This window comes from Streptomyces sp. NPDC058701 (genome assembly GCF_042715295.1).
In the GTDB taxonomy this organism is placed as follows: Bacteria; Actinomycetota; Actinomycetes; order Streptomycetales; family Streptomycetaceae; genus Streptomyces.
Genome location: NZ_JBHXSY010000036.1, coordinates 15,277 through 34,139 on the forward strand (window position 1 = coordinate 15,277; position 18,863 = coordinate 34,139).

The 18,863-nt window shown below is 73.9% G+C and carries 17 protein-coding genes and 1 pseudogene; 8 read left to right on the top strand and 10 right to left on the bottom strand.

What is annotated here, in order from left to right:
• Nucleotides 1-8: 8 nt before the first annotated feature.
• Both msrA and ACFWW8_RS29235 read right to left on the bottom strand, forming a co-directional pair.
• Nucleotides 9-671, bottom strand: a complete 663-nt coding sequence (gene msrA / locus ACFWW8_RS29230) for a peptide-methionine (S)-S-oxide reductase MsrA (RefSeq protein WP_386533209.1) — start codon at nucleotides 669-671, stop codon at nucleotides 9-11.
• A gap of 180 nt (nucleotides 672-851) precedes the next feature.
• On the bottom strand, nucleotides 852-1,958 hold the full coding sequence (locus tag ACFWW8_RS29235; RefSeq protein WP_386533212.1) for a hypothetical protein: 1,107 nt from the start codon (nucleotides 1,956-1,958) through the stop codon (nucleotides 852-854).
• A gap of 73 nt (nucleotides 1,959-2,031) precedes the next feature.
• Between ACFWW8_RS29235 and ACFWW8_RS29240 the strand changes: the two genes are divergently transcribed.
• A complete protein-coding gene (locus ACFWW8_RS29240) occupies nucleotides 2,032-3,189 on the top strand; it encodes a cystathionine gamma-synthase (protein ID WP_386533215.1) in 1,158 nt (385 codons plus the stop codon).
• A 234-nt stretch (nucleotides 3,190-3,423) separates the two neighbouring features.
• Here ACFWW8_RS29240 and ACFWW8_RS29245 read toward each other — a convergent pair whose 3' ends face one another.
• The 3 genes from ACFWW8_RS29245 to ACFWW8_RS29255 are packed head-to-tail and all read right to left on the bottom strand — an operon-like array spanning nucleotide 3,424 to nucleotide 4,678.
• The gene (locus tag ACFWW8_RS29245; RefSeq protein WP_386533218.1) at nucleotides 3,424-3,678 is read right to left on the bottom strand and encodes a hypothetical protein; all 255 of its coding nucleotides are present in this window, start codon (nucleotides 3,676-3,678) and stop codon (nucleotides 3,424-3,426) included.
• Nucleotides 3,675-4,097: a sigma factor-like helix-turn-helix DNA-binding protein gene (locus ACFWW8_RS29250; protein WP_386533221.1), complete on the bottom strand. Its 423-nt coding sequence runs from the start codon at nucleotides 4,095-4,097 to the stop codon at nucleotides 3,675-3,677. Before ACFWW8_RS29250 ends, ACFWW8_RS29245 begins: the two co-directional genes overlap by 4 nt.
• A 59-nt stretch (nucleotides 4,098-4,156) precedes the next feature.
• Nucleotides 4,157-4,678 carry a MarR family winged helix-turn-helix transcriptional regulator gene (locus tag ACFWW8_RS29255; RefSeq protein ID WP_386533224.1) on the bottom strand — a complete coding sequence of 174 codons (522 nt, stop codon included), beginning with the start codon at nucleotides 4,676-4,678 and terminating at the stop codon, nucleotides 4,157-4,159.
• 236 nt (nucleotides 4,679-4,914) lie between these two features.
• On the opposite strand from ACFWW8_RS29255, the gene ilvA reads away from it, so the two are divergent.
• The 3 genes from ilvA (at nucleotide 4,915) to ACFWW8_RS29270 (ending at nucleotide 8,305) form a co-directional block, all read left to right on the top strand.
• Nucleotides 4,915-6,147, top strand: coding sequence for a threonine ammonia-lyase (gene ilvA, locus ACFWW8_RS29260; RefSeq protein WP_386533226.1), 1,233 nt, complete (start codon nucleotides 4,915-4,917; stop codon nucleotides 6,145-6,147).
• Between the two features lie 260 nt (nucleotides 6,148-6,407).
• On the top strand, nucleotides 6,408-7,439 hold the full coding sequence (locus ACFWW8_RS29265; protein ID WP_386533229.1) for an ATP-binding cassette domain-containing protein: 1,032 nt from the start codon (nucleotides 6,408-6,410) through the stop codon (nucleotides 7,437-7,439).
• Nucleotides 7,436-8,305 carry an ABC transporter permease gene (locus ACFWW8_RS29270; RefSeq protein ID WP_386533232.1) on the top strand — a complete coding sequence of 290 codons (870 nt, stop codon included), beginning with the start codon at nucleotides 7,436-7,438 and terminating at the stop codon, nucleotides 8,303-8,305. The genes ACFWW8_RS29265 and ACFWW8_RS29270 overlap by 4 nt, the downstream gene beginning before the upstream one ends.
• Nucleotides 8,306-8,390: 85 nt before the next feature.
• Here ACFWW8_RS29270 and greA read toward each other — a convergent pair whose 3' ends face one another.
• Nucleotides 8,391-8,888 (bottom strand): transcription elongation factor GreA, encoded by a 498-nt coding sequence (greA, locus tag ACFWW8_RS29275; protein WP_386533235.1) that lies wholly within the window; start codon nucleotides 8,886-8,888, stop codon nucleotides 8,391-8,393.
• Nucleotides 8,889-9,143: 255 nt separating this feature from the next.
• On the bottom strand, nucleotides 9,144-9,563 hold the full coding sequence (locus tag ACFWW8_RS29280; protein ID WP_386533237.1) for a DUF4307 domain-containing protein: 420 nt from the start codon (nucleotides 9,561-9,563) through the stop codon (nucleotides 9,144-9,146).
• Between the two features lie 118 nt (nucleotides 9,564-9,681).
• Here ACFWW8_RS29280 and mca point away from each other — a divergent pair, with 118 nt between their 5' ends.
• Nucleotides 9,682-10,563: a mycothiol conjugate amidase Mca gene (gene mca, locus ACFWW8_RS29285; RefSeq protein WP_386533239.1), complete on the top strand. Its 882-nt coding sequence runs from the start codon at nucleotides 9,682-9,684 to the stop codon at nucleotides 10,561-10,563.
• Between the two features lie 2 nt (nucleotides 10,564-10,565).
• Nucleotides 10,566-10,796 carry a hypothetical protein gene (locus ACFWW8_RS29290; RefSeq protein WP_386533242.1) on the top strand — a complete coding sequence of 77 codons (231 nt, stop codon included), beginning with the start codon at nucleotides 10,566-10,568 and terminating at the stop codon, nucleotides 10,794-10,796.
• Between the two features lie 151 nt (nucleotides 10,797-10,947).
• Here ACFWW8_RS29290 and ACFWW8_RS29295 read toward each other — a convergent pair whose 3' ends face one another.
• Entirely contained in the window at nucleotides 10,948-14,340 is a 3,393-nt protein-coding gene (locus tag ACFWW8_RS29295) for a tetratricopeptide repeat protein (RefSeq protein ID WP_386533243.1), read from the bottom strand.
• 155 nt (nucleotides 14,341-14,495) lie between these two features.
• Here ACFWW8_RS29295 and ACFWW8_RS29300 point away from each other — a divergent pair, with 155 nt between their 5' ends.
• The gene (locus ACFWW8_RS29300; protein WP_386533247.1) at nucleotides 14,496-15,326 is read left to right on the top strand and encodes a DUF4344 domain-containing metallopeptidase; all 831 of its coding nucleotides are present in this window, start codon (nucleotides 14,496-14,498) and stop codon (nucleotides 15,324-15,326) included.
• A 9-nt stretch (nucleotides 15,327-15,335) separates the two neighbouring features.
• On the opposite strand, the pseudogene ACFWW8_RS29305 reads toward ACFWW8_RS29300, so the two are convergent.
• Nucleotides 15,336-15,701, bottom strand: a pseudogene (locus tag ACFWW8_RS29305) (Uma2 family endonuclease); the annotation flags it as partial.
• 151 nt (nucleotides 15,702-15,852) lie between these two features.
• Here ACFWW8_RS29305 and ACFWW8_RS29310 point away from each other — a divergent pair.
• The gene (locus ACFWW8_RS29310) at nucleotides 15,853-17,922 is read left to right on the top strand and encodes a thioredoxin domain-containing protein (RefSeq protein WP_386533249.1); all 2,070 of its coding nucleotides are present in this window, start codon (nucleotides 15,853-15,855) and stop codon (nucleotides 17,920-17,922) included.
• 43 nt (nucleotides 17,923-17,965) lie between these two features.
• On the opposite strand, the gene ACFWW8_RS29315 is transcribed toward ACFWW8_RS29310, so the two are convergent.
• Nucleotides 17,966-18,583: a hemolysin III family protein gene (locus tag ACFWW8_RS29315; protein WP_386533363.1), complete on the bottom strand. Its 618-nt coding sequence runs from the start codon at nucleotides 18,581-18,583 to the stop codon at nucleotides 17,966-17,968.
• Nucleotides 18,584-18,863 lie beyond the last annotated feature (280 nt).

Consider the following 18,863-nt stretch of genomic DNA (forward strand, 5'->3'; position numbering starts at 1 on the left):
GTCGGGGGTTACGGGGCGCCGGTCACCCCGATCGGGCAGGAGACGCCCGTGCCGCCGATGCCGCAGTAGCCGCCGGGGTTCTTGTCCAGGTACTGCTGGTGGCCCGCCTCGGCCGGCCAGAAGGGGCGCTCGGAGGCCGGGAGGACCGCCGTGGTGATCTCGCCGTGGCCCGAGGCCGTCAGGACCTGCTGGTAGGCCGTGCGGGAGGCCTCGGCCACCGCCTGGTGGGCGGGGGAGTGGGTGTAGACGGCGGAGCGGTACTGGGTGCCGACGTCGTTGCCCTGGCGGAAGCCCTGGGTGGGGTCGTGGGACTCCCAGAACAGCTTCAGGAGGGCCTCGTAGGAGACGGCCGACGGGTCGAAGACCACCCGGACGACCTCCGTGTGGCCGGTGCGGCCCGAGCAGACCTCCTCGTACGTGGGGTTCTCGGTGAAGCCGCCCTGGTATCCGGCGAGCGTGGTCCACACCCCCGGGGTCTGCCAGAACTTGCGTTCCGCGCCCCAGAAGCAGCCCAGCCCGAAGTCGGCGACCTCCAGGCCGGCGGGGTAGGGCCCGGAGAGCGGGTTGCCGAGGACGGTGTGGCGGTCGGGGACGGCGAACAGCGGTTCCGGACGGCCCGTGAGGGCCTCCTCGCGGGTGGGGAGCTCGGGCGTGCGGCGGTACGAGAACATGGATTCCCTCCTTGTTGCAGTGTGAACGACCGGGGGCGGGCCGGGATTCCCGCCCCTCCCCGGCCACCCCGCCGCTGACCGCCGAGGGCCCGCGGCTGACGGCGGGCCCTCGGTGAGCGCCGGCCGAGCCGCCGTCACGCCCCCGCCGCCCGCCGCCCCGGCCCCGGCGCCGTGCGCGGGTCAGCGCGGCAGGGTCGCGGGGGAGCCGCCGTTCGCCTCGTAGCCCGCGACGGCCAGGGCGCGGTGCACCGCGTACGCCGCCGCCGGGTCGGGCGTCGCCGACCACGGCAGCGCGCCCACGTAACCGTCGACGTGCCGCACCTGCTCCATCGCCTCCGCCCAGCGCTCCATGCTGACCAGGAACGACAGCAGCAGGTGCCGTACGTGCGCCAGCATCGGGTCGTCCTGGCGCGCGGTGTGCACCGCGTACAGCGCGCCCTCCACCGCCCGCGTCACGACCGCGCTCTGCCAGAAGCTTCCGACCAGGACCACGTCCGGCAGGTTCTCGTACAGCGCGAACAGCGGCAGCGCCGCCAGCAGCGAACCCCGCGGGGCGCGGGCCGCCGCCGCGTGCGAGAACGCGTCGGCCTTCTCCCGCGAGCCGTGCCACTTCTCGCCCCAGTAGTGCAGCGCCGCGATGTGCGCGCCCATGTGGTCCGGCGCGCGGTCGATGACCTTCGCCCACAGCGCGTCGAACTCCGCCTCCGGATAGGCCAGACCGCGGGCGATCGCCAGCTCCGTGATGTACGGGACCGGGTCGCCGGGCGCGAGCAGCGCCGCCTTGCGGCACGCCTCCCGGGCCTCCTCCAGGATGATGCGGTGGTCGTCGGAACCGACCCCGCCCGAGTGCCGCCACGCCTGCTGCACCAGCAGCTCGGCGTGCACCTGCGCGCCGCCCGCGTCCTTCTCCGCCTCCAGCCGCCAGGCCTTCAGCCACTGCGCGCCCGCCCCCGGCTGCTGTACGAGCTCCAGCGCCGCCGCGCCGCCGAAGGCCTGCACGCGCTGCCAGCGCCGCTCGCCCTCCTTCGGGGTGCCGGCCAGCAGCCCCGACGCCGCCTGCCACGTTCCGCTGCGCTGCACGTTGCCGAGGGCGTCCATCAGGTCCTGGTCGGGCCCGGGCACGCGGATGTCGAGCTGCTCCTGCCGCGCGAACCCGTAGTTCTCGGGGTCCGCGGCGTCGGGGCTGCCGGGCGCGGCCAGCCGGATGCCGCCGCGCTTGCGCCGTATGTACGGGCCGACGATGGCCACGAGCAGGCCGATCGAGAACAGCAACCACAAAATCTCCATGTCCCCAGCGAACCAGACCGAGGGGCGGACAGGCCAATAGAGGGGGCCCCCGGTCGGGGCATAGCATCGGACCATGAGCGACCACAGCCACGAGCACCAGAGCTTCGAGACCCGCGCCATCCATGCGGGCAATACGGCGGACCCCCGGACCGGTGCGGTCGTGCCACCGATCTACCAGGTGTCCACGTACAAGCAGGACGGCGTCGGCGGCCTGCGCGACGGCTACGAGTACAGCCGCAGCGGCAACCCGACCCGCACCGCGCTGGAGGAGAACCTCGCGGCGCTCGAAGGCGGCCGGCGCGGCCTCGCCTTCGCGTCCGGGCTCGCCGCCGAGGACTGCCTGCTCCGTACGCTGCTCTCCCCGGGGGACCACGTGGTCATCCCGAACGACGCGTACGGCGGAACCTTTCGCCTCTTCGCGAAGGTCGTCTCCCGCTGGGGCGTGGAGTGGTCGGTGGCCGACACCTCCGACCCGGACTCGGTGCGGGCGGCCCTGACCCCGAAGACGAAGGTCATCTGGGTCGAGACCCCCTCCAACCCGCTGCTCGGCATCACCGACATCACCGTGGTCGCGGACATCGCGCGCACCGCCGGCGCCAAGCTGGTCGTCGACAACACCTTCGCCTCGCCCTACCTCCAGCAGCCGCTGGCCCTGGGCGCGGACGTCGTCGTGCACTCGCTGACCAAGTACATGGGCGGACACTCCGACGTGGTCGGCGGCGCCCTGGTCGCCGCCGACGCGGCGCTCGGCGAGGAGCTCGCCTACCACCAGAACGCCATGGGCGCGGTGGCCGGCCCCTTCGACTCGTGGATCGTGCTGCGCGGCATCAAGACGCTGGCCGTCCGCATGGACCGGCACGCGGAGAACGCGGGCAAGGTCGTCGAGATGCTGGCCCGCCACCCCAAGGTCACCCAGGTCCTCTACCCGGGCCTGCCCGAGCACCCGGGGCACGAGGTCGCCGCCAAGCAGATGCGCAACTTCGGCGGCATGATCTCCTTCCGGGTCGCCGGCGGCGAGGAAGAGGCCGTCGCGGTGTGCGGCCGCACCGAGATCTTCACGCTGGCCGAGTCCCTGGGCGGCGTCGAGTCCCTGATCGAGCACCCGGGCCGCATGACGCACGCGTCGGTGGCCGGCTCGGCCCTGGAGGTCCCGGCGGACCTGATCCGCCTGTCGGTGGGCATCGAGAACGCCGATGACCTCGTGGCGGACCTGGTGCGGGCGCTGGGCTAGCCGTGCCGCTGGCGGGGGGCTGCCGGTGTTCGTACCGGTGCCCTCCGCCGGTTCCGCCGGGCGGGGCCCGGGGCCCGGGTGCGTGCCGCGTCGTTGCCGGGGCTCCGCCCCGGACCCCGCGCCTCAAACGCCGGCGGGGCTGGATTTTCCCCGGCCGGGACGGACCGCCGACACCGGGGCTGGATGTTCCCCGGCCGGGACGGATCGCCGTCGACGGGGCCCGGCGCTGCGGGGCTACCAGCCTTCCAGGGGTGGGGAGATGCCGCTCGGGGGGACCGTCCAGGGGCGGGTCACGGAGGCCCAGACCGTGAAGGCCGCCGCCGCCGCGACGAGCAGGGCCCAGCCGAGCCGTTGCAGCGCCCGCCGCCGCCGCATGATCCGGTCGCCGCGGGCCGCAGCGCCCGCCGCCAGACCGGCCGGCACCACCGGGTACGGGGCGTCCAGCACCCGCCTGACCTCGGCTTCCTTCCGGTCCGGGAACCCGCTCACGCCGCCTCCCGGGACCGCATCGCGGCCACCGCCCGGTTGCACAGCACCCGGACCCGTTCCACCGGCAGCCCCAGCTGCGCGGCCGCGACCTCGTCGGCGACCCCCTCGTACACCCGCAGCACGAGCACGAGCCGCTCCAGCGGGCTCAGCCGGGCCAGCAGGCCCGTGCCGCCGTGGTGGCGCCAGCCCGTGCGCGCGAAGGCGGCGCACAACTCCTGGCGGGTGAAGTCGTACGGGTCGTCCCCGCGCAGCCGCCGCCAGTCCGCGTACGTACGGGCCAGCGCGCCCGCCAGCAGCCGCCGGGCCGACTCGGCGTCGCCGGTCAGCAGGATCGCGACGTGCAGGAGCCGCCCCGCCGCACCCGCGACGAAGGCCTCGAACTCCGCGTAGGGGCCTCCCCGGTGGTCCACCGCCCGCATGGCGCCATAGTGCGGGCACCGGGGCCGCCCCGGTCAAGAGGTCGGACGCAGCGAGCCGTTCAGGACGCCGGGCCGGCGTCGGACACGGCCGCCATCAGTTCCGACAGCGACAGGTTGAACCGGGTCAGCAGCCCGGTGAAGGACTCGCGTTCGTCCTCGCTCCAGCCCTCCGTCACGCGCGCCATCAGCTCGCGCCGCGATGAGCGGACCTCCTCCAGTCGCGCCAGCCCGCGCCCGGACAGCGCCAGCACCACGGCCCGCCCGTCCTCAGGATGCGAGGTCCGCTTGACCAGACCGCTGTCGACCAGCGGCGCGACCTGCCGGGTGACGGTCGAGGAGTCGATGCCCATCCCGCCGGCGAGCGCCTTGACGCCCATCGGGCCCTCCAGGTCGAGCCGGTTCAGCAACAGGTACGCGGCGCGGTCCATCGAGTTGCGCGCCTGGCCGACGCCGCCCAGGCGGGTCTGCTCGGCGCGGCGCGCGAAGACCGCCACCTGGTGCTGGAGCGCGTCGAGGAGACCGCCTCCGGCGGGCGCTTCGGCCGCCACGGGCAGGTCGGAATTGGCCGGGGTGGAAGGCATGGCCGTGGGCTCTCTTCGCGTGGTCCGACAAGGTTGGGGGACAGAGTACGCGGCCGTACGGCGGCCCGTACGCCTCGTACGAGAACTCGTGCGGCCCGTGCGCGAGCCCGCTCCGCGGCCGTCCCGGATGGCGGGATATCGCCTCTGGCGGCGGTCCGCGCCCGGGGCGGCTCCGGCCCCCGTCTCAGGGGCCGGCGTCCCGAGCCGGGCCGGGCGGGGGCTGCGAGACTGGCGGCATGAACTACCGCGTGCCCCAGCCCGTTCCCCAGGTCATCCTCGACGACATCCGGGGGGCGCAGAAGATGCTGTCCGGCGTCTCGCGGGTCACCGCGATGGAGGGCAGCCGGCACCTCTCCGCGCTCACCGGGTCCCCGGTCCACTTCAAGTGCGAGAACCTCCAGCGGACCGGCTCCTTCAAGCTGCGCGGGGCGTACGTGCGCATCGCGGGCCTGCGCCCCGAGCAGCGCGCGGCGGGCGTCGTCGCGGCCAGCGCGGGCAACCACGCGCAGGGCGTGGCGCTGGCCTCGTCCCTGCTCGGGGTCCGCTCGACGGTGTTCATGCCGGTCGGGGCGCCGCTGCCGAAGGTGGCCGCGACCCGGGAGTACGGCGCCGAGGTGCGCATGTACGGCGAGGTGGTGGACGAGACCCTGGCCGCCGCCCAGGAGTACGCGGACCGCACCGGGGCCGTGTTCATCCACCCCTTCGACCACCGCGACATCATCGCGGGCCAGGGCACGGTGGGCCTGGAGATCCTGGAGCAGTGCCCCGAGGTGCGCACGATCCTCGTCGGGATCGGCGGCGGCGGCCTCGCCGCCGGCATCGCGGTCGCGGTGAAGGCCCTGCGGCCGGACGTACGGGTCATCGGGGTGCAGGCGGCCGGGGCGGCGGCGTACCCGCCCTCGCTCAAGGTCGGGCACCCGGTGTCGATCGACCACCCGAGCACGATGGCGGACGGCATCAAGGTCGGCCGCCCCGGCGACGTCCCGTTCAAGATCATCGGTGAACTCCTCGACGACGTGCGGACGGTCTCCGAGGACGCGCTCTCCAGCGCCCTGCTGCTCTGCCTGGAGCGGGCCAAGCTCGTGGTGGAGCCGGCCGGGTGCAGCCCGGTCGCCGCGCTGCTGAGCGAGCCGGAGCGGTACGGCGCCGGACCGGTCGTGGCCGTCCTGTCCGGCGGCAACGTGGACCCGCTGCTGCTCCAGCGGATCCTGCGCCACGGCATGGCGGCGGCGGGCCGCTACCTGTCGCTGCGGCTGCGCGTGACCGACCGGCCGGGGGCCCTGGCCGGGCTGCTGGGCGTGCTGTCGGGGTCCGACGCGAACGTGCTGGACGTGAGCCACGTGCGCACCGACCCGCGGCTGGGGCTCACCGAGGTGGAGGTGGAGCTGCACCTGGAGACGAAGGGCCCGGAGCACTGCGCGCAGGTCGCGCGGTCGCTGCACGGCGCGGGGTACAGGGTGATGGGCTGAGCCCGCCCGGACGGAGCGGGTGGGGACGCGGGGCGGGACACCGGCTGAAGACGGGTGGGGAGACGCCGGGGCACCGGCTGGAGACCGGGTCGGTAAAAGGCGTGGCCGTACGCGATATGACGCGATAGGGTCCGCCCGGACGGTGCGGTCCCGCTCGCGGCCGGATCCCCCGAAATACCGGGCGGGCCGCGCTCGGCACCCCTAGGATTTGCCTAGGAAACACCCGATTCGAACACCCGATTCCCACTGGGAGAATCCCTATGCCAGGCGCCATATACGCCGAAGGACTGGTCAAGACCTTCGGTGACGTGCGGGCTCTGGACGGCGTGGACCTCGATGTCCCGGAAGGCACCGTTCTGGGCCTGCTCGGCCCCAACGGCGCCGGCAAGACCACGGCCGTGCGCGTCCTCACCACCCTCCTGCAGCCCGACAGCGGCAAGGCCGTCGTTGCCGGGATCGACGTGCTCAAGCACCCCAACGAGGTCCGGCGGGCGATCGGCCTCTCCGGTCAGTTCGCCGCCGTCGACGAGTACCTCACCGGCCGCGAGAACCTCCAGATGGTCGGACAGCTCTACCAGATGAAGGCCCGCGCCGCGAAGGCCCGGGCCGCCGAACTGCTGGAGCGCTTCAATCTCGCCGACGCCGCCGACCGCACCGCCAAGACGTACTCCGGCGGCATGCGCCGGCGCCTCGACCTCGCGGCCGCCCTCGTCGTCAGCCCGCCCGTGATGTTCATGGACGAGCCGACCACCGGACTCGACCCGCGCAACCGCCAGCAGCTGTGGGGGATCATCCAGGAGCTGGTCGCCGGCGGCACCACCCTCCTGCTCACCACCCAGTACCTGGAGGAGGCCGACCACCTCGCGCACGACATCTGCGTGGTCGACCACGGCAAGGTCATCGCGCGCGGCACCTCCGACGAGCTCAAGGCCCGCACCGGCGGCGAGCGCGTGGAGGTGGTCGTCCACGACCGGCAGCACATCGGCACGGCCCGCGAGGTCCTTGCCGGTTTCGGCACGGGCGAGACCACCATCGAGGACCACACCCGCAAGCTGACCGTGCCGGTCTCCGGCGGCGCCAAGCTGCTCGCCGAGGTCATCCGCGAACTCGACGGCAGGGGCATCGAGATCGACGACATCGGCCTGCGCCGCCCCACCCTCGACGACGTGTTCATCTCCCTGACCGGTCATGCGGCGGAACGGGACGCGGGGGAGGACGGCGGCCCCGCGGGCGCGTCGGACGCGCCCGCCGCCAAGGGCCGCACGGCGGCCCGGAAGGAGACGGCGAAGTGACCCTCACCTCCCCGACCCCCGGCGCCTCACCGAGCCGGGAGCTCACGGCGCCCCGCCCGCGTGGCGGCCTCGTGCAGGGCGTCAACGACTCCCTCGTGATCGCCCGGCGCAACCTCATCCGGATGTCCCGCATCCCCGAGATGGTCATCTTCGGACTGATCCAGCCGATCATGTTCGTCGTGCTGTTCAGCTACGTGTTCGGCGGCTCGATGATGATCGGCGGCTCGACCAGCGCCGTCGACTACCGGAACTTCCTGATGGCCGGCATCTTCGCGCAGACCGTCACCTTCGCCACGGCCGGTGCGGGCGCGGGCATCGCGGACGACATGCACAAGGGCCTCATCGACCGCTTCCGCTCGCTGCCCATGGCCCGCGGCGCGGTCCTCACCGGCCGGACGCTGGCCGACCTCGTCCAGACCGCGCTGACCCTGGTGGTCCTCGCGATCGTGGCGCTCCTCGTCGGCTGGCGCATCCACGAGGGCATCTCCAAGGCCCTCGCCGGATTCGCCCTGCTCCTGCTGCTCGGGTACGCCTTCTCCTGGATCGGAGCGCTGATCGGCCTGTCGGTGCGGACCCCGGAGGCGGCCACCTCGGGCGGCCTGATCTGGCTCTTCCCCGTCACGTTCATCTCGAACGCCTTCGTGCCCACCGAGAACATGGCGAGCTGGCTGCAGCCCATCGCCGAGTGGAACCCGTTCAGCGCCACCGTGCAGGCCTGTCGCGTGCTCTTCGGCAACCCCGGTGTCTCCCCGTCGGACGCCTGGCCGATGGTCCACCCGGTCTGGGCCTCGCTGATCTGGTCGGTGCTGATCATCGTGGTCTTCCGGACCCTCGCGGTCCGCAAGTACCGCTCGGCGAGCGTCTAGCCGTCCGGCGCCCGGCGCCCCACGTGACGATGCCCGGCCGGGAGGACCCGGCCGGGCATCGTCACGTACGAAGGGGGTGGAGCGGTCAGCCGGTGAACGGCTTGACGTCCAGGATCCTGACCGAGGCCTTCTTGCCGTTCGGCAGCTCGTACTCCGCGTCCTCGCCGATCGCCTTGCCCATCACGCCGGTGCCCAGCGGGGACTGCGGGGAGTACGTCTCGAAGTCGGAGGAGGCGTACTCGCGCGAGGCGAGCAGGAACTCCGTGGTGTCGTCCTCGTCACCGTCGAAAGCGATCTTGACGAGCGTGCCGGGGGCGACCACGCCGTCCGAGGCGGGCGCCGTGCCGACCTTGGCGTTCTCCAGGAGCTGGGTGAGCTGGCGCACGCGGAGCTCCTGCTTGCCCTGCTCCTCCTTGGCCGCGTGGTAACCGCCGTTCTCGCGCAGGTCGCCCTCCTCGCGGGCGGCTGCGATCTTCGTCGCGATCTCCGTGCGGGCGGGACCAGAGAGGTAGTCCAGCTCCGCCTTCAGCTGGTCGTACGCCGCCTGGGTCAGCCAGGTGACGCTCTCGCTCGTCTGGGTCACGGGTGCTCCTCGTCGGTACAGGGGACTAGCCGCCAGCGGCGGGCGAAACCACGAGCCTAACAATTCGGGAAGAAAAGGGGGAGGACCCAGGGGGTTCATTGCCCGCCCGGGGCACCCGCGACACCACCCGCGCAGGAGTGCGAATCCTGCCGCCCGGAGCCCGCCGCGCCGTGTCCCGCAAGCCCTCCGGTGGCTACCGGACCGCTTCCGACGGCCTCCGTGCGACGCCCGGTGACCCCGGGCGCGGCGGCGGCGTCAGCCCGTGGGGCCGGAGGCCGCCGGCCGGCACGCGACCAGCTCGATCATCGTGGCGCGGCCGGTCGTCTTCAGCGAGACCACCTCGTCCACGCGCCCGGACGGCTGGGCGAAGGTGAAGTCGGCCCGGCCGACCTCGCCGTGCCCCTCGTCCTGGGAGCTCAGGGTGCAGACCCCGGTGACCGAGGTCTCCTTGCGGACCTCCAGGTGGACCTTCACCTCGGTGTCGGAGACCACCTGGAACTTGATCACCTCGGCGCTGACGCTCTTGCCCGCGACGTAGCCCCAGCCGATCCAGCCGACGACGCCCAGCAGGGCCAGGCCCAGCACCGATCCGACGATCTTGAGCTTCCGGTCCGCGCGCTCGTCCGCCGACCGGCCGTACCGGCCCTCGGGCAGCCCCTGGCGCACCGTGCTCATCGATCGTCCCTTCAGCGAGGCCCGGAGGCCGGGCCCTGCGGGCCACCCCGGAATTTTCCATCCCCCGATTCAGTCACTATAGAGACGTCGTCACCACCGAATTGCAGAGGATCCCGTCTTGACCGAGCAGCTCCGACTGATGGCCGTGCACGCCCACCCCGACGACGAGTCGAGCAAGGGCGCGGCCACCATGGCCAAGTACGTGTCCGAGGGGGTGCCCGTCCTCGTCGTGACCTGCACCGGTGGCGAGCGGGGCTCGGTCCTGAACCCCAAGCTCCAGGGCGACAAGTACATCGAGGAGAACATCCACGAGGTCCGCGCCAAGGAGATGGACGAGGCGCGCGAGATCCTCGGGATCGACCAGGAGTGGCTCGGCTACGTCGACTCCGGGCTCCCCGAGGGCGACCCGCTGCCCCCGCTCCCCGAGGGCTGCTTCGCCCTGGCGGACGTGGACGAGGCGGCCGGGCGCCTGGTGAAGAAGATCCGCGCCTTCCGGCCGCAGGTCGTCACCACGTACGACGAGAACGGCGGCTACCCGCACCCCGACCACATCATGACCCACAAGATCACGATGGTGGCGTTCGACGGCGCGACCGACACCGTGAAGTACCCGGAGGCCGAGTTCGGCCCCGCCTACCAGCCGCAGAAGCTCTACTACAACCAGGGCTTCAACAAGCCGCGGACCGTCGCCCTGCACGAGGCCCTGCTGGCTCGCGGCATGGAGTCCCCGTACGGCGAGTGGCTGGAGCGGTGGAAGGAGTTCGAGCGCACGGAACGCACCCTGACCACCCACGTCCCCTGCGCCGACTTCTTCGAGATCCGCGACAAGGCCCTCATCGCGCACGCCACGCAGATCGACCCCGACGGCGGCTGGTTCCGCGTTCCGATGGACATCCAGAGGGAGGTCTGGCCGACGGAGGAGTACGAGCTGGCGAAGTCGCTCGTCGACACTTCCCTCCCCGAGTCCGACCTCTTCGCGGGTATCCGGGAGAATGCGTAGCTATGAGCGCTACGCAGGCAGCACTGAACGAGCTCCTTCCGCTGGCCGGGGACACCTTCGACAAGAACAAGGTGACCCCCGGGATCCTCGGCTTCCTCGTGTTCGCGGCCCTCGCCCTCGGCGTGTGGGGCCTGATGAAGTCGATGAGCCGCCACATGGGCCGGGTCGACTTCCAGGAGGCCCCCGAGCCGACCGCCCCGGGGACGACCGCCGAAGGCACCCGGACCCCGTAGCCCGGGACCCGGTAGCCCCGTAGCCCCGTAGCCCCGGACCCGGTACCGCCGCCCCGCGAGAACCGGTGGGCGGCGGGGGTCGGCATGCGCATGATCCGCGGTGGGACGGCAGCGGTCGGGGCCGGGGCCACGGTCGGAGCCGGGGCCTCGGTCACGCCAGGGGGACCGGGACGCCCATGATTTCCCGCGCGTGCAGGTTCGGGACCAGGCCCAGGCGCCACGCCTGCCAGCCCTCCGCCGGGTCCACCCCCCGGCCCAGGACCACCCCGTACGTCTCCAGGCAGTCCTCCAGGCGCCGGTCCCGCGCCGGGTGCGGGGCCGCCGACAGCCGGGACAGCTCCGCGCGCGCCTCCTCCGGGGCGCCCGGCACCGCGTACGGCAGCAGCGTGCACCGCAGGAAGCGGGCCCAGTCCTCCCCGCGCCGGTCCCCGTACGAGACGAACAGCCGCACCGCTTCCTCGCACAGCCCCAGCGCCTGCGAGACCCGCCCGTTCCCCGCGTCCACCACCGCCAGCTCCAGGCAGGTCCACGCCTCCCCGTGCGCCAGCCCGATCCGCCGGAAGTCCGCCCGCGCGTCCACCAGCAGCTGACGGGCGAAGCCGGAGTTCTTCAGGTTGCCCGTCTGCGCCGCCCGCTGGTCCCGCGTCACGCGCCCCGAGTGGTGGCGGGCGTGCGCCAGCCCGTACACGTCCCGCATCCGCGAGAACATCGTCCGGGCCCGCTCCAGCTCGCGCACCGCCCGGTCACGCTCGCCGCCCTCCTCCAGCGCCTGCCCCAGGTAGTACAGCGTCCACGCCTCGCCGCGCGCGTCCTCCGCGTCCCGGTGCCGGGCCAGCGCCTCGGTCAGCCGCTCCACGGCAGGCCCCGGATCGCCGTCCACCACGCGGGCCCGGCCCAGCTGGGTCAGCGCCCACGCCTCGCCGCGGTCGTCGCGCGTGCGCCCGTACAGGTCCAGAGCCCGCCGCAGCTCCGCCTCCGCCCGCGGCACGTCGCCGAGCCGCAGATGCACCTGGCCGAGCTGGAAGTGCGCCCACGCCTCGCCGTGCACGCTCTCGTTCTCCCGGTGCAGGGCCAGCGACCGCTCCAGCAGGGACAGTGCCTCGCCCAAGTGCGCCAGATCGCGCTCGACGGCCGCCAGGGCGTGCAGCCCCCACGCCCGGTCGCCCGCCAGCTCCGCCGGCTCCTGGAGCACCAGGGCCTCCCGGATGCGGACCGCCGCCTCCGGCAGGTTGCCCTGGTGGTGCAGGGTGATCCCGAGCGAGACCAGCGCCATCGCGGCGCCCGCCTCCTGGTGGGCCTCCATGTACTGGTCCACCACCGAGGTCAGCGTGGTCCGCGCCTTGTCCAGTTCGCCGAGCTGCCGCGCCGCGATGCCCGTACGCCACTGCACCGACCGGACCAGCCGCCCCGGCTGCTCCCCGGAACCACCGGAGTGGCCGGCGGCCACCGCCCGCGTCAGCTCGTCGATCTCCCCCAGCCGGTACAGGTCCCCGCGCAGCAGGCAGAAGTCGCACAGCGCGCCCAGCAGGTCCAGCACCGCCTGCTGGTCCACGCCCTCCGTGTGCCGCAGCGCCGCCGTGATCACGGACGACTCGTCGTCCAGCCAGCGCAGCGCCGCGTCCAGCGAGGTGAAACCGTGCCCGCCGAAGTGGTTCGCGCGCGTCGACATCTTGCCGTCGACCATCCGGATCACCGAGTCGGCGAGCTGCGCGTAGTTGCGGATCAGCCGCTCGTGGGCCGCCGAGGCCCGCGCCCGCTCCTCGTCGGAGGCCGGCCGGGCCGCCGCGTACGCCCGTACCGCGTCGTGCATCCGGAACCGCTGGCCGCGCACCCGCTCGATCAGCCCCGCCTCCCACAGCTCCTCCAGCGTGCGCAGCGCCGCCTGCTCCGGTACGTCCGCCAGCGCGGCGGCCGCGGCCCCGCCCAGGGAGGCCCGCCCGGCCAGCGGCAGCAGCCGCAGCAACTGCCGGGCGGGATCGGTGAGGCGGGCGTCGGCGGCGCGCAGGGCCCGCTCCACCGGATGCCCTCCGCCCGGCGTGCCGGGCTCCTCGGCGTCCGGCACCCGGCCGGCGCGGGCCGGCGGGGCGAGCATGCGCAGGGCGAGCGGGAGCCCGCCGCCCAGCCGCACCGCGGCGGCGACGGCCGCCGGGTCGACGGCGGGGGCGGGGGCGGCGGGGGCGGTCGTGCCGCCGGGGCTCATGCGGCCGGGGCTCGGCGTGCCTGATCCCGTCGTGCCGCCGGGGCTGGTCGTGCCGCCGGGGCCGCTCGGGCGGACGTCGGTCCGGCCGGGCTCCGGGGACCGTGCGGACCGCGCGGGTCCCGGCTCCGCGGCCGCGGACCGGACCAGTTCCTCCGCCTCCGCGTCCGCCAGCCGCTCCACCGGCAGCTGGTGCACCCACGCCGACAGCTCCGCCGGCACGTCCAGCGGCTCCCGCGCCGTCACCAGCACCAGGCTCTCCGACCGCTCCGGCACCAGCAGCCGTACCTGCTCCGCGTCCACCGCGTCGTCCAGCACCACCGTCACGGGCAGCCCCCGCAGATACTGGTGGTACAGCTCGGCGAGCCGCCGCACCTGCTGCTCCGCCGAAGCGCCCTCGCGGAACAGCAGCTGCTCCCGGGGCGCGCCCAGCCGGTTCAGCAGGTGCAGCAGCGCCTCCCGCGTCGACAGCGGGGCCTCCGATCCGCCGCCCCGCAGGTCCACCACGCACGCACCGCGGAACTGGTCCCGCAGGGCGTGCGCCGCCCGCAGCGCCAGCGCCGTACGCCCCACCCCCGGCTCGCCGTGCAGCACCACGACCACCGGCCGGGTCTCCGTACTGGCCCGCGCCGCCCGCACCCACTGCGCGACGCGCGTCAGCTCCTCCCGCCGCCCCGCGAACGGCCCCGCCGGCTCCGGGAGCTGTCCGAACGACTGCTCCAGCACGCTGCGCCGCCGGGCCTCCGCGCTGCGGTCCGTCCCGCGCAGCGGGGTCGGCGCCTGGCGCGGGACCTTCCGGGGCGTGCGCGCCGCCGCGGCCACCGCGCGCTGCTGTTCCAGGAACGGCCGTATCCCGCGCACCTCCAGCGCCGTCAGCCACTGGAGCCGCAGCTGTTCGGCGCCGCCCGGCCGGCCCAGCTCCCCGGCCCGCCGGTTCGCGGCCGGCAGGTGCACCGCCGTCACCCTGGCCACGGTGGCCGCCGCCCCGGCGACGCCCACGACGGCCCCCGCGGTCAGCGACGCGCCGGCCGCGACCCCGAGCGCGAGGTCGGTCCCGACCGCGGCGGCCGCCGCGACGGCCACCGCCAGCAGCGCCGTCGACGCGTTGCCCCGCCGGAAGGCCTGCCCCAGGGACACGTCCCCGGCCGCCGCCTCGTCCAGGGCCCGTACGTACGCCTCGTACTCCGGCGCCGCGCGCGCGGACAACGCGTCCAGCGCCTCCCTGCCACGGGCCAGCAGCGCCGTCCTGTCGACCGGCGGTCCGGCCGCTCCCGCGCTCCGCCGGGCCTCCTCGTCCACGGCCCGTCCCAACAGCGCCTCGGCCTCACCGCGATGGCTGTCCCGCATCGGCGTCCCCCTCCGAGAGTTCCGGTCGAGTCGATTCCCAAGTGTCGGGGGTGCGGAACGCCAACACGAGGAATCTGAGCGAGATCAGAGGCAACCGACGGTTCCCGCACGAAGTTGACGGAGCGTCGCCCGTCCCGGCGGCCTACCCTGACCCCATGAGCCGACGGTGGGGGACCCTGGCACTGTGCGCATCGGCCCTGCTGCCGACGGCGTCCGGATGCGCCGGCCCGGCATCGGAACCGGCGGCGACGGGATTCACCTTGCGCTACGAGGAACCGGCCGCCTCCGACCGGGCGAACCACCTCTTCCTCCGCAATGGGCGGATCGCCGAACCGGCCCTCGCCCACCTCAACGCGTACCTCGCCCTGCCCCACGAGGTCGCCGTCGTCGCCCGGTCCTGTGACGGAGAGGGCAGCGGCTACGACCCGCGGACCCGCCGCATCGAGCTCTGCTACGACGACCTGACCGAGGAACGCGCCCTCCTCACCCCCGCCGCCGCCCCGAGCCCGGCCGGGAACCCGGGCGCGATCCCGTACGGCAACCCGGGCGGGAACCGGGACGCCAACCCGGGCGGGAACCGGGACGCGGAACTCGCCGAGATCGTCCGCGAGACGATCCACCACGAAGCGGGCCACGCCCTCCTCGACGCCCTGGACCTCCCCGCCGACGGGGACCGCGCCGAGGAGGACGCCGCCGACGGCTTCGCCCGCCTGATGCTGCTCCGCGACGGCCCGGCGGGCGCGGACACCCTCCTGACCGCGGCCCGCTCCTACGACCGCGCCGCCGCGGCCGACCCCGCCCCCGACCCGGACGACGAACACGCCCCGCCCGCCGAGCGCGCGGAGTCCCACCGCTGCGCCGTGTACGGCGAGAACCCCGCCCGGCACCCCGACCTGGCGTCCCCGGCCCGCGCGACGTGCCCCACGACCTGGCCCGAAGCCCGCACCACGTGGACCCGCGCCCTGACCCCCGTGCTCCGCCGCTGACCGGGGCAGGTCCGTGGTCTCCGAACCGGGCGACACGACCTCGACGACCAGGAGCACGTGGTCGGGGCGGGTGGGCGTGAGGTCGATGGTCTCCGCCCGGTAGACGATGACGTCCGGACGGCGGTTGGTGAGCGGAACGTCCTGGAGGCGGACGTCGAAGTCCGTGTCGGCGTTCCAGTCCGGACCGGCCGCGGAGTCCAGTTCGTCGGCCAGGATCCGCGCCAGCCGGTGGTGCCGCTTGGAGGCGCTCGGGCCCACGACGACCATCCCGTCCACGATCTCGATGCCGGCGCACTGCTCCTCGGACCAGGAGTCGTACTGCTCCGCGCTGATCTGGGTGTGCATCCACGCGGGCGCCACCCTCTCGGCGGTCATGGCGTGCCTCCTTCGAGGAGCCTGGGCAGTTCCAGCGCTGCCCGGCTCAGCCTGCTGCCCTGCGCTGCCGGGGCGCCCGATTCCGGCCGAGTGGGGCAGAGTCCGTGCGGGCCCCACTGACGGTGCCGGGCATTGTGAGAGGCTGGGTTTCATGAACCGGTTGGCTGGTGTGACCTCGCCTTATCTGCTTCAGCATGCAGACAATCCCGTCGACTGGTGGCCTTGGACGCCGGAGGCCTTCGAGGAAGCGCGGCGGCGCAACGTCCCCGTTCTGCTGTCGGTGGGTTACTCCGCGTGCCACTGGTGCCATGTCATGGCTCACGAGTCCTTCGAGGACGAGCTGGTCGCCGCCTACATGAACGAGCACTTCGTCAACGTCAAGGTGGACCGCGAGGAGCGGCCCGACGTCGACGCCGTCTACATGGAGGCCGTCCAGGCCGCCACCGGGCAGGGCGGCTGGCCCATGACGGTGTTCCTCACCGCCGACGCCGAGCCGTTCTACTTCGGGACCTACTTCCCGCCCGAGCCCCGCCACGGCATGCCGTCCTTCCTGCAGGTCCTCGAAGGCGTGCGGGCCGCTTGGGTGGGGCGGCCCGAGGAGGTCGCGGAGGTCGCGCAGCGGATCGTACGGGACCTGGCCGGGCGGCAGTTGGACTACGGCAAGGCCGGCACCCCGGGGGCCGGGGAGCTGGCGCAGGCACTGCTCGGGCTGACGCGGGAGTACGACTCCGTGCACGCCGGGTTCGGCGGAGCGCCGAAGTTCCCGCCGTCCATGGTGCTGGAGTTCCTGCTGCGCCACCACGCGCGCACCGGGGCCGAGGGCGCGCTGCAGATGGCCGCCGACACGTGCGAGGCGATGGCCCGGGGCGGCATCTACGACCAGCTCGGCGGCGGGTTCGCGCGGTACGCGGTGGACCGGGAGTGGGTCGTCCCGCACTTCGAGAAGATGCTGTACGACAACGCCCTGCTCTGCCGGGTGTACGCGCACCTGTGGCGGGCCACCGGGTCCGACCTCGCGCGGCGGGTGGCCCTGGAGACCGCCGACTTCATGGTCCGGGAGCTGCGCACCGAGCACGGAGGGTTCGCCTCCGCGCTCGACGCCGACAGCGCGGACCCGCTGACCGGCGAGCACGTCGAGGGGGCGTACTACGCCTGGACGCCGGCCCAGTTGCGGGAGGTGCTCGGGGAGGACGACGCGGACCTGGCGGCCTCCTACTTCGGGGTGACGCAGGAGGGCACCTTCGAGCACGGCGCCTCCGTGCTCCAGCTGCCCCAGGACGGTCCCGCGGCGGAGGCCGGGCGGATCGCCTCGATCCGGGAGCGGCTGCTCGCCGCGCGGTCGGAGCGCCCGGCGCCCGGGCGGGACGACAAGGTCGTGGCGGCCTGGAACGGGCTGGCCGTCGCCGCGCTCGCCGAGTGCGGGGCCTACTTCGACCGGCCCGACCTGGTGGAGCGGGCGACGGAGGCCGCCGACCTGCTGGTGCGGGTCCACTTCGACGTGACGTCGGGCCGCGCCCGGCTGGCGCGGACGAGCAAGGACGGCAGCGCCGGCGCGAACGCCGGGGTGCTGGAGGACTACGGCGACGTCGCGGAGGGGTTCCTCGCGCTGGCGTCGGTGACCGGCGAGGGGGTGTGGCTGGAGTTCGCGGGTTTCCTCGTCGACCTGGTGCTGGACCTGTTCGCCGCCGAGGACGGGTCGCTGTACGACACCGCGCACGACGCGGAGCAGCTGATCAGGCGGCCGCAGGACCCCACCGACACGGCGGCGCCGTCGGGCTGGACGGCGGCGGCGGGAGCGTTGCTCTCGTACGCCGCGCACACCGGTTCGGAGCCGCACCGGACGGCGGCCGAGAAGGCGCTCGGGGTGGTGCACGCGCTCGGTCCGCGCGCCCCGCGCTTCATCGGGCACGGGCTGGCGGTGGCCGAGGCGCTGCTCGACGGTCCGCGCGAGGTGGCGGTGGTCGGCGCCCCGGAGGACCCGGCGCGGGCGGAGCTGCACCGGGTCGCGTTGCTGGGGACGGCTCCCGGGGCGGTCGTGGCGACGGGCCTGCCGCGTGCGGCGGACGGCAGCGGCGGGGAGTTCCCCCTGCTGGCCGAGCGCACGCTGGTGGAGGGCCTTCCCACCGCGTACGTGTGCCGGCACTTCGTCTGCGCGCGGCCCACGACGGATCCGGACGAACTCGCCGAGCAGGTGGGGGCGGAGGCCTCCCGCGGGGTGTGACGGTCGCGGGGTGTGGCGGTCACCGCGGCCGCCCGCCGCGCCGTCAGTGCCGGTAGGCGGCGATCGAGATGCCGACGTAGTGGGCCACGAAGGCCGCCAGCGTCAGCGAGTGGAAGACCTCGTGGAAGCCGAAGAAGCGCGGGGAGGGGTTGGGGCGCTTCATGCCGTAGATGACCCCGCCCACGCTGTACAGCAGGCCGCCGACGATCACCAGGACGAGCACGGCGATGCCGCCGGTGCGCATGAAGTCGGGCAGGAAGAAGACCGCCGCCCAGCCCATGGCGATGTAGCACGGGGTGTAGAGCCAGCGCGGAGCGCCGACCCAGAAGACCCGGAAGGCGATGCCGGCGCCGGCCGCGATCCACACCGCCCACAGCAGCGTCCGCCCGGTGGACGGGGGGAGCAGCAGGACGGTCAGCGGGGTGTAGGTGCCCGCGATGATCAGGAAGATGTTGGCGTGGTCGAGGCGCCGCAGGACGGCCTCGCCGCGCGGCCCCCACGTACCGCGGTGGTAGACGGCGCTGACGCCGAAGAGCAGGCAGGCCGTGAGGACGTAGACGCCGCAGGCCACGCGCGCCTCGGTGGAGTCGGTGAACGCCATCAGCACCAGACCGGCGATCACCACGGCCGGGAACATCCCGGTGTGCAGCCAGCCGCGCATCAGCGGCTTGGCCTCCAGGGCGGCTTCGGCGGACTCCAGGGCCTGGACGATCGGCGAGGGCTCGGTGGCCTGGACGGCCTCGGCCGGTCCGGCGGCGGCGGCGTCAGAAGTCATGGCCCACATGTTACCTACGGGTCCGTAGGTTTCCGTCAGTGCTCTTTTCCGTCGGTGCTCTTTACGGAAGATTGACGGACGTGGCGATGCTCACGTGAGAGGCCCTCTGGACATATGCGCACATCCACCGGATGATCAGATGAGTGCGGTCGGCACCGGATGAGCG

What these genes read in the sequence shown, in the direction of transcription:
- msrA (WP_386533209.1), bottom strand. Translation starts at nt 671, where the DNA reads ATGTTCTCGTACCGCCGCACGCCCGAGCTCCCCACCCGCGAGGAGGCC.
- ACFWW8_RS29235 (WP_386533212.1), bottom strand. Translation starts at nt 1,958, where the DNA reads ATGGAGATTTTGTGGTTGCTGTTCTCGATCGGCCTGCTCGTGGCCATC.
- ACFWW8_RS29240 (WP_386533215.1), top strand. Translation starts at nt 2,032, where the DNA reads ATGAGCGACCACAGCCACGAGCACCAGAGCTTCGAGACCCGCGCCATC.
- ACFWW8_RS29250 (WP_386533221.1), bottom strand. Translation starts at nt 4,097, where the DNA reads ATGCGGGCGGTGGACCACCGGGGAGGCCCCTACGCGGAGTTCGAGGCC.
- ACFWW8_RS29255 (WP_386533224.1), bottom strand. Translation starts at nt 4,678, where the DNA reads ATGCCTTCCACCCCGGCCAATTCCGACCTGCCCGTGGCGGCCGAAGCG.
- ilvA (WP_386533226.1), top strand. Translation starts at nt 4,915, where the DNA reads ATGAACTACCGCGTGCCCCAGCCCGTTCCCCAGGTCATCCTCGACGAC.
- ACFWW8_RS29265 (WP_386533229.1), top strand. Translation starts at nt 6,408, where the DNA reads ATGCCAGGCGCCATATACGCCGAAGGACTGGTCAAGACCTTCGGTGAC.
- ACFWW8_RS29280 (WP_386533237.1), bottom strand. Translation starts at nt 9,563, where the DNA reads ATGAGCACGGTGCGCCAGGGGCTGCCCGAGGGCCGGTACGGCCGGTCG.
- ACFWW8_RS29290 (WP_386533242.1), top strand. Translation starts at nt 10,566, where the DNA reads ATGAGCGCTACGCAGGCAGCACTGAACGAGCTCCTTCCGCTGGCCGGG.
- ACFWW8_RS29295 (WP_386533243.1), bottom strand. Translation starts at nt 14,340, where the DNA reads ATGCGGGACAGCCATCGCGGTGAGGCCGAGGCGCTGTTGGGACGGGCC.
- ACFWW8_RS29300 (WP_386533247.1), top strand. Translation starts at nt 14,496, where the DNA reads ATGAGCCGACGGTGGGGGACCCTGGCACTGTGCGCATCGGCCCTGCTG.
- ACFWW8_RS29310 (WP_386533249.1), top strand. Translation starts at nt 15,853, where the DNA reads ATGAACCGGTTGGCTGGTGTGACCTCGCCTTATCTGCTTCAGCATGCA.
- ACFWW8_RS29315 (WP_386533363.1), bottom strand. Translation starts at nt 18,583, where the DNA reads ATGCGCGGCTGGCTGCACACCGGGATGTTCCCGGCCGTGGTGATCGCC.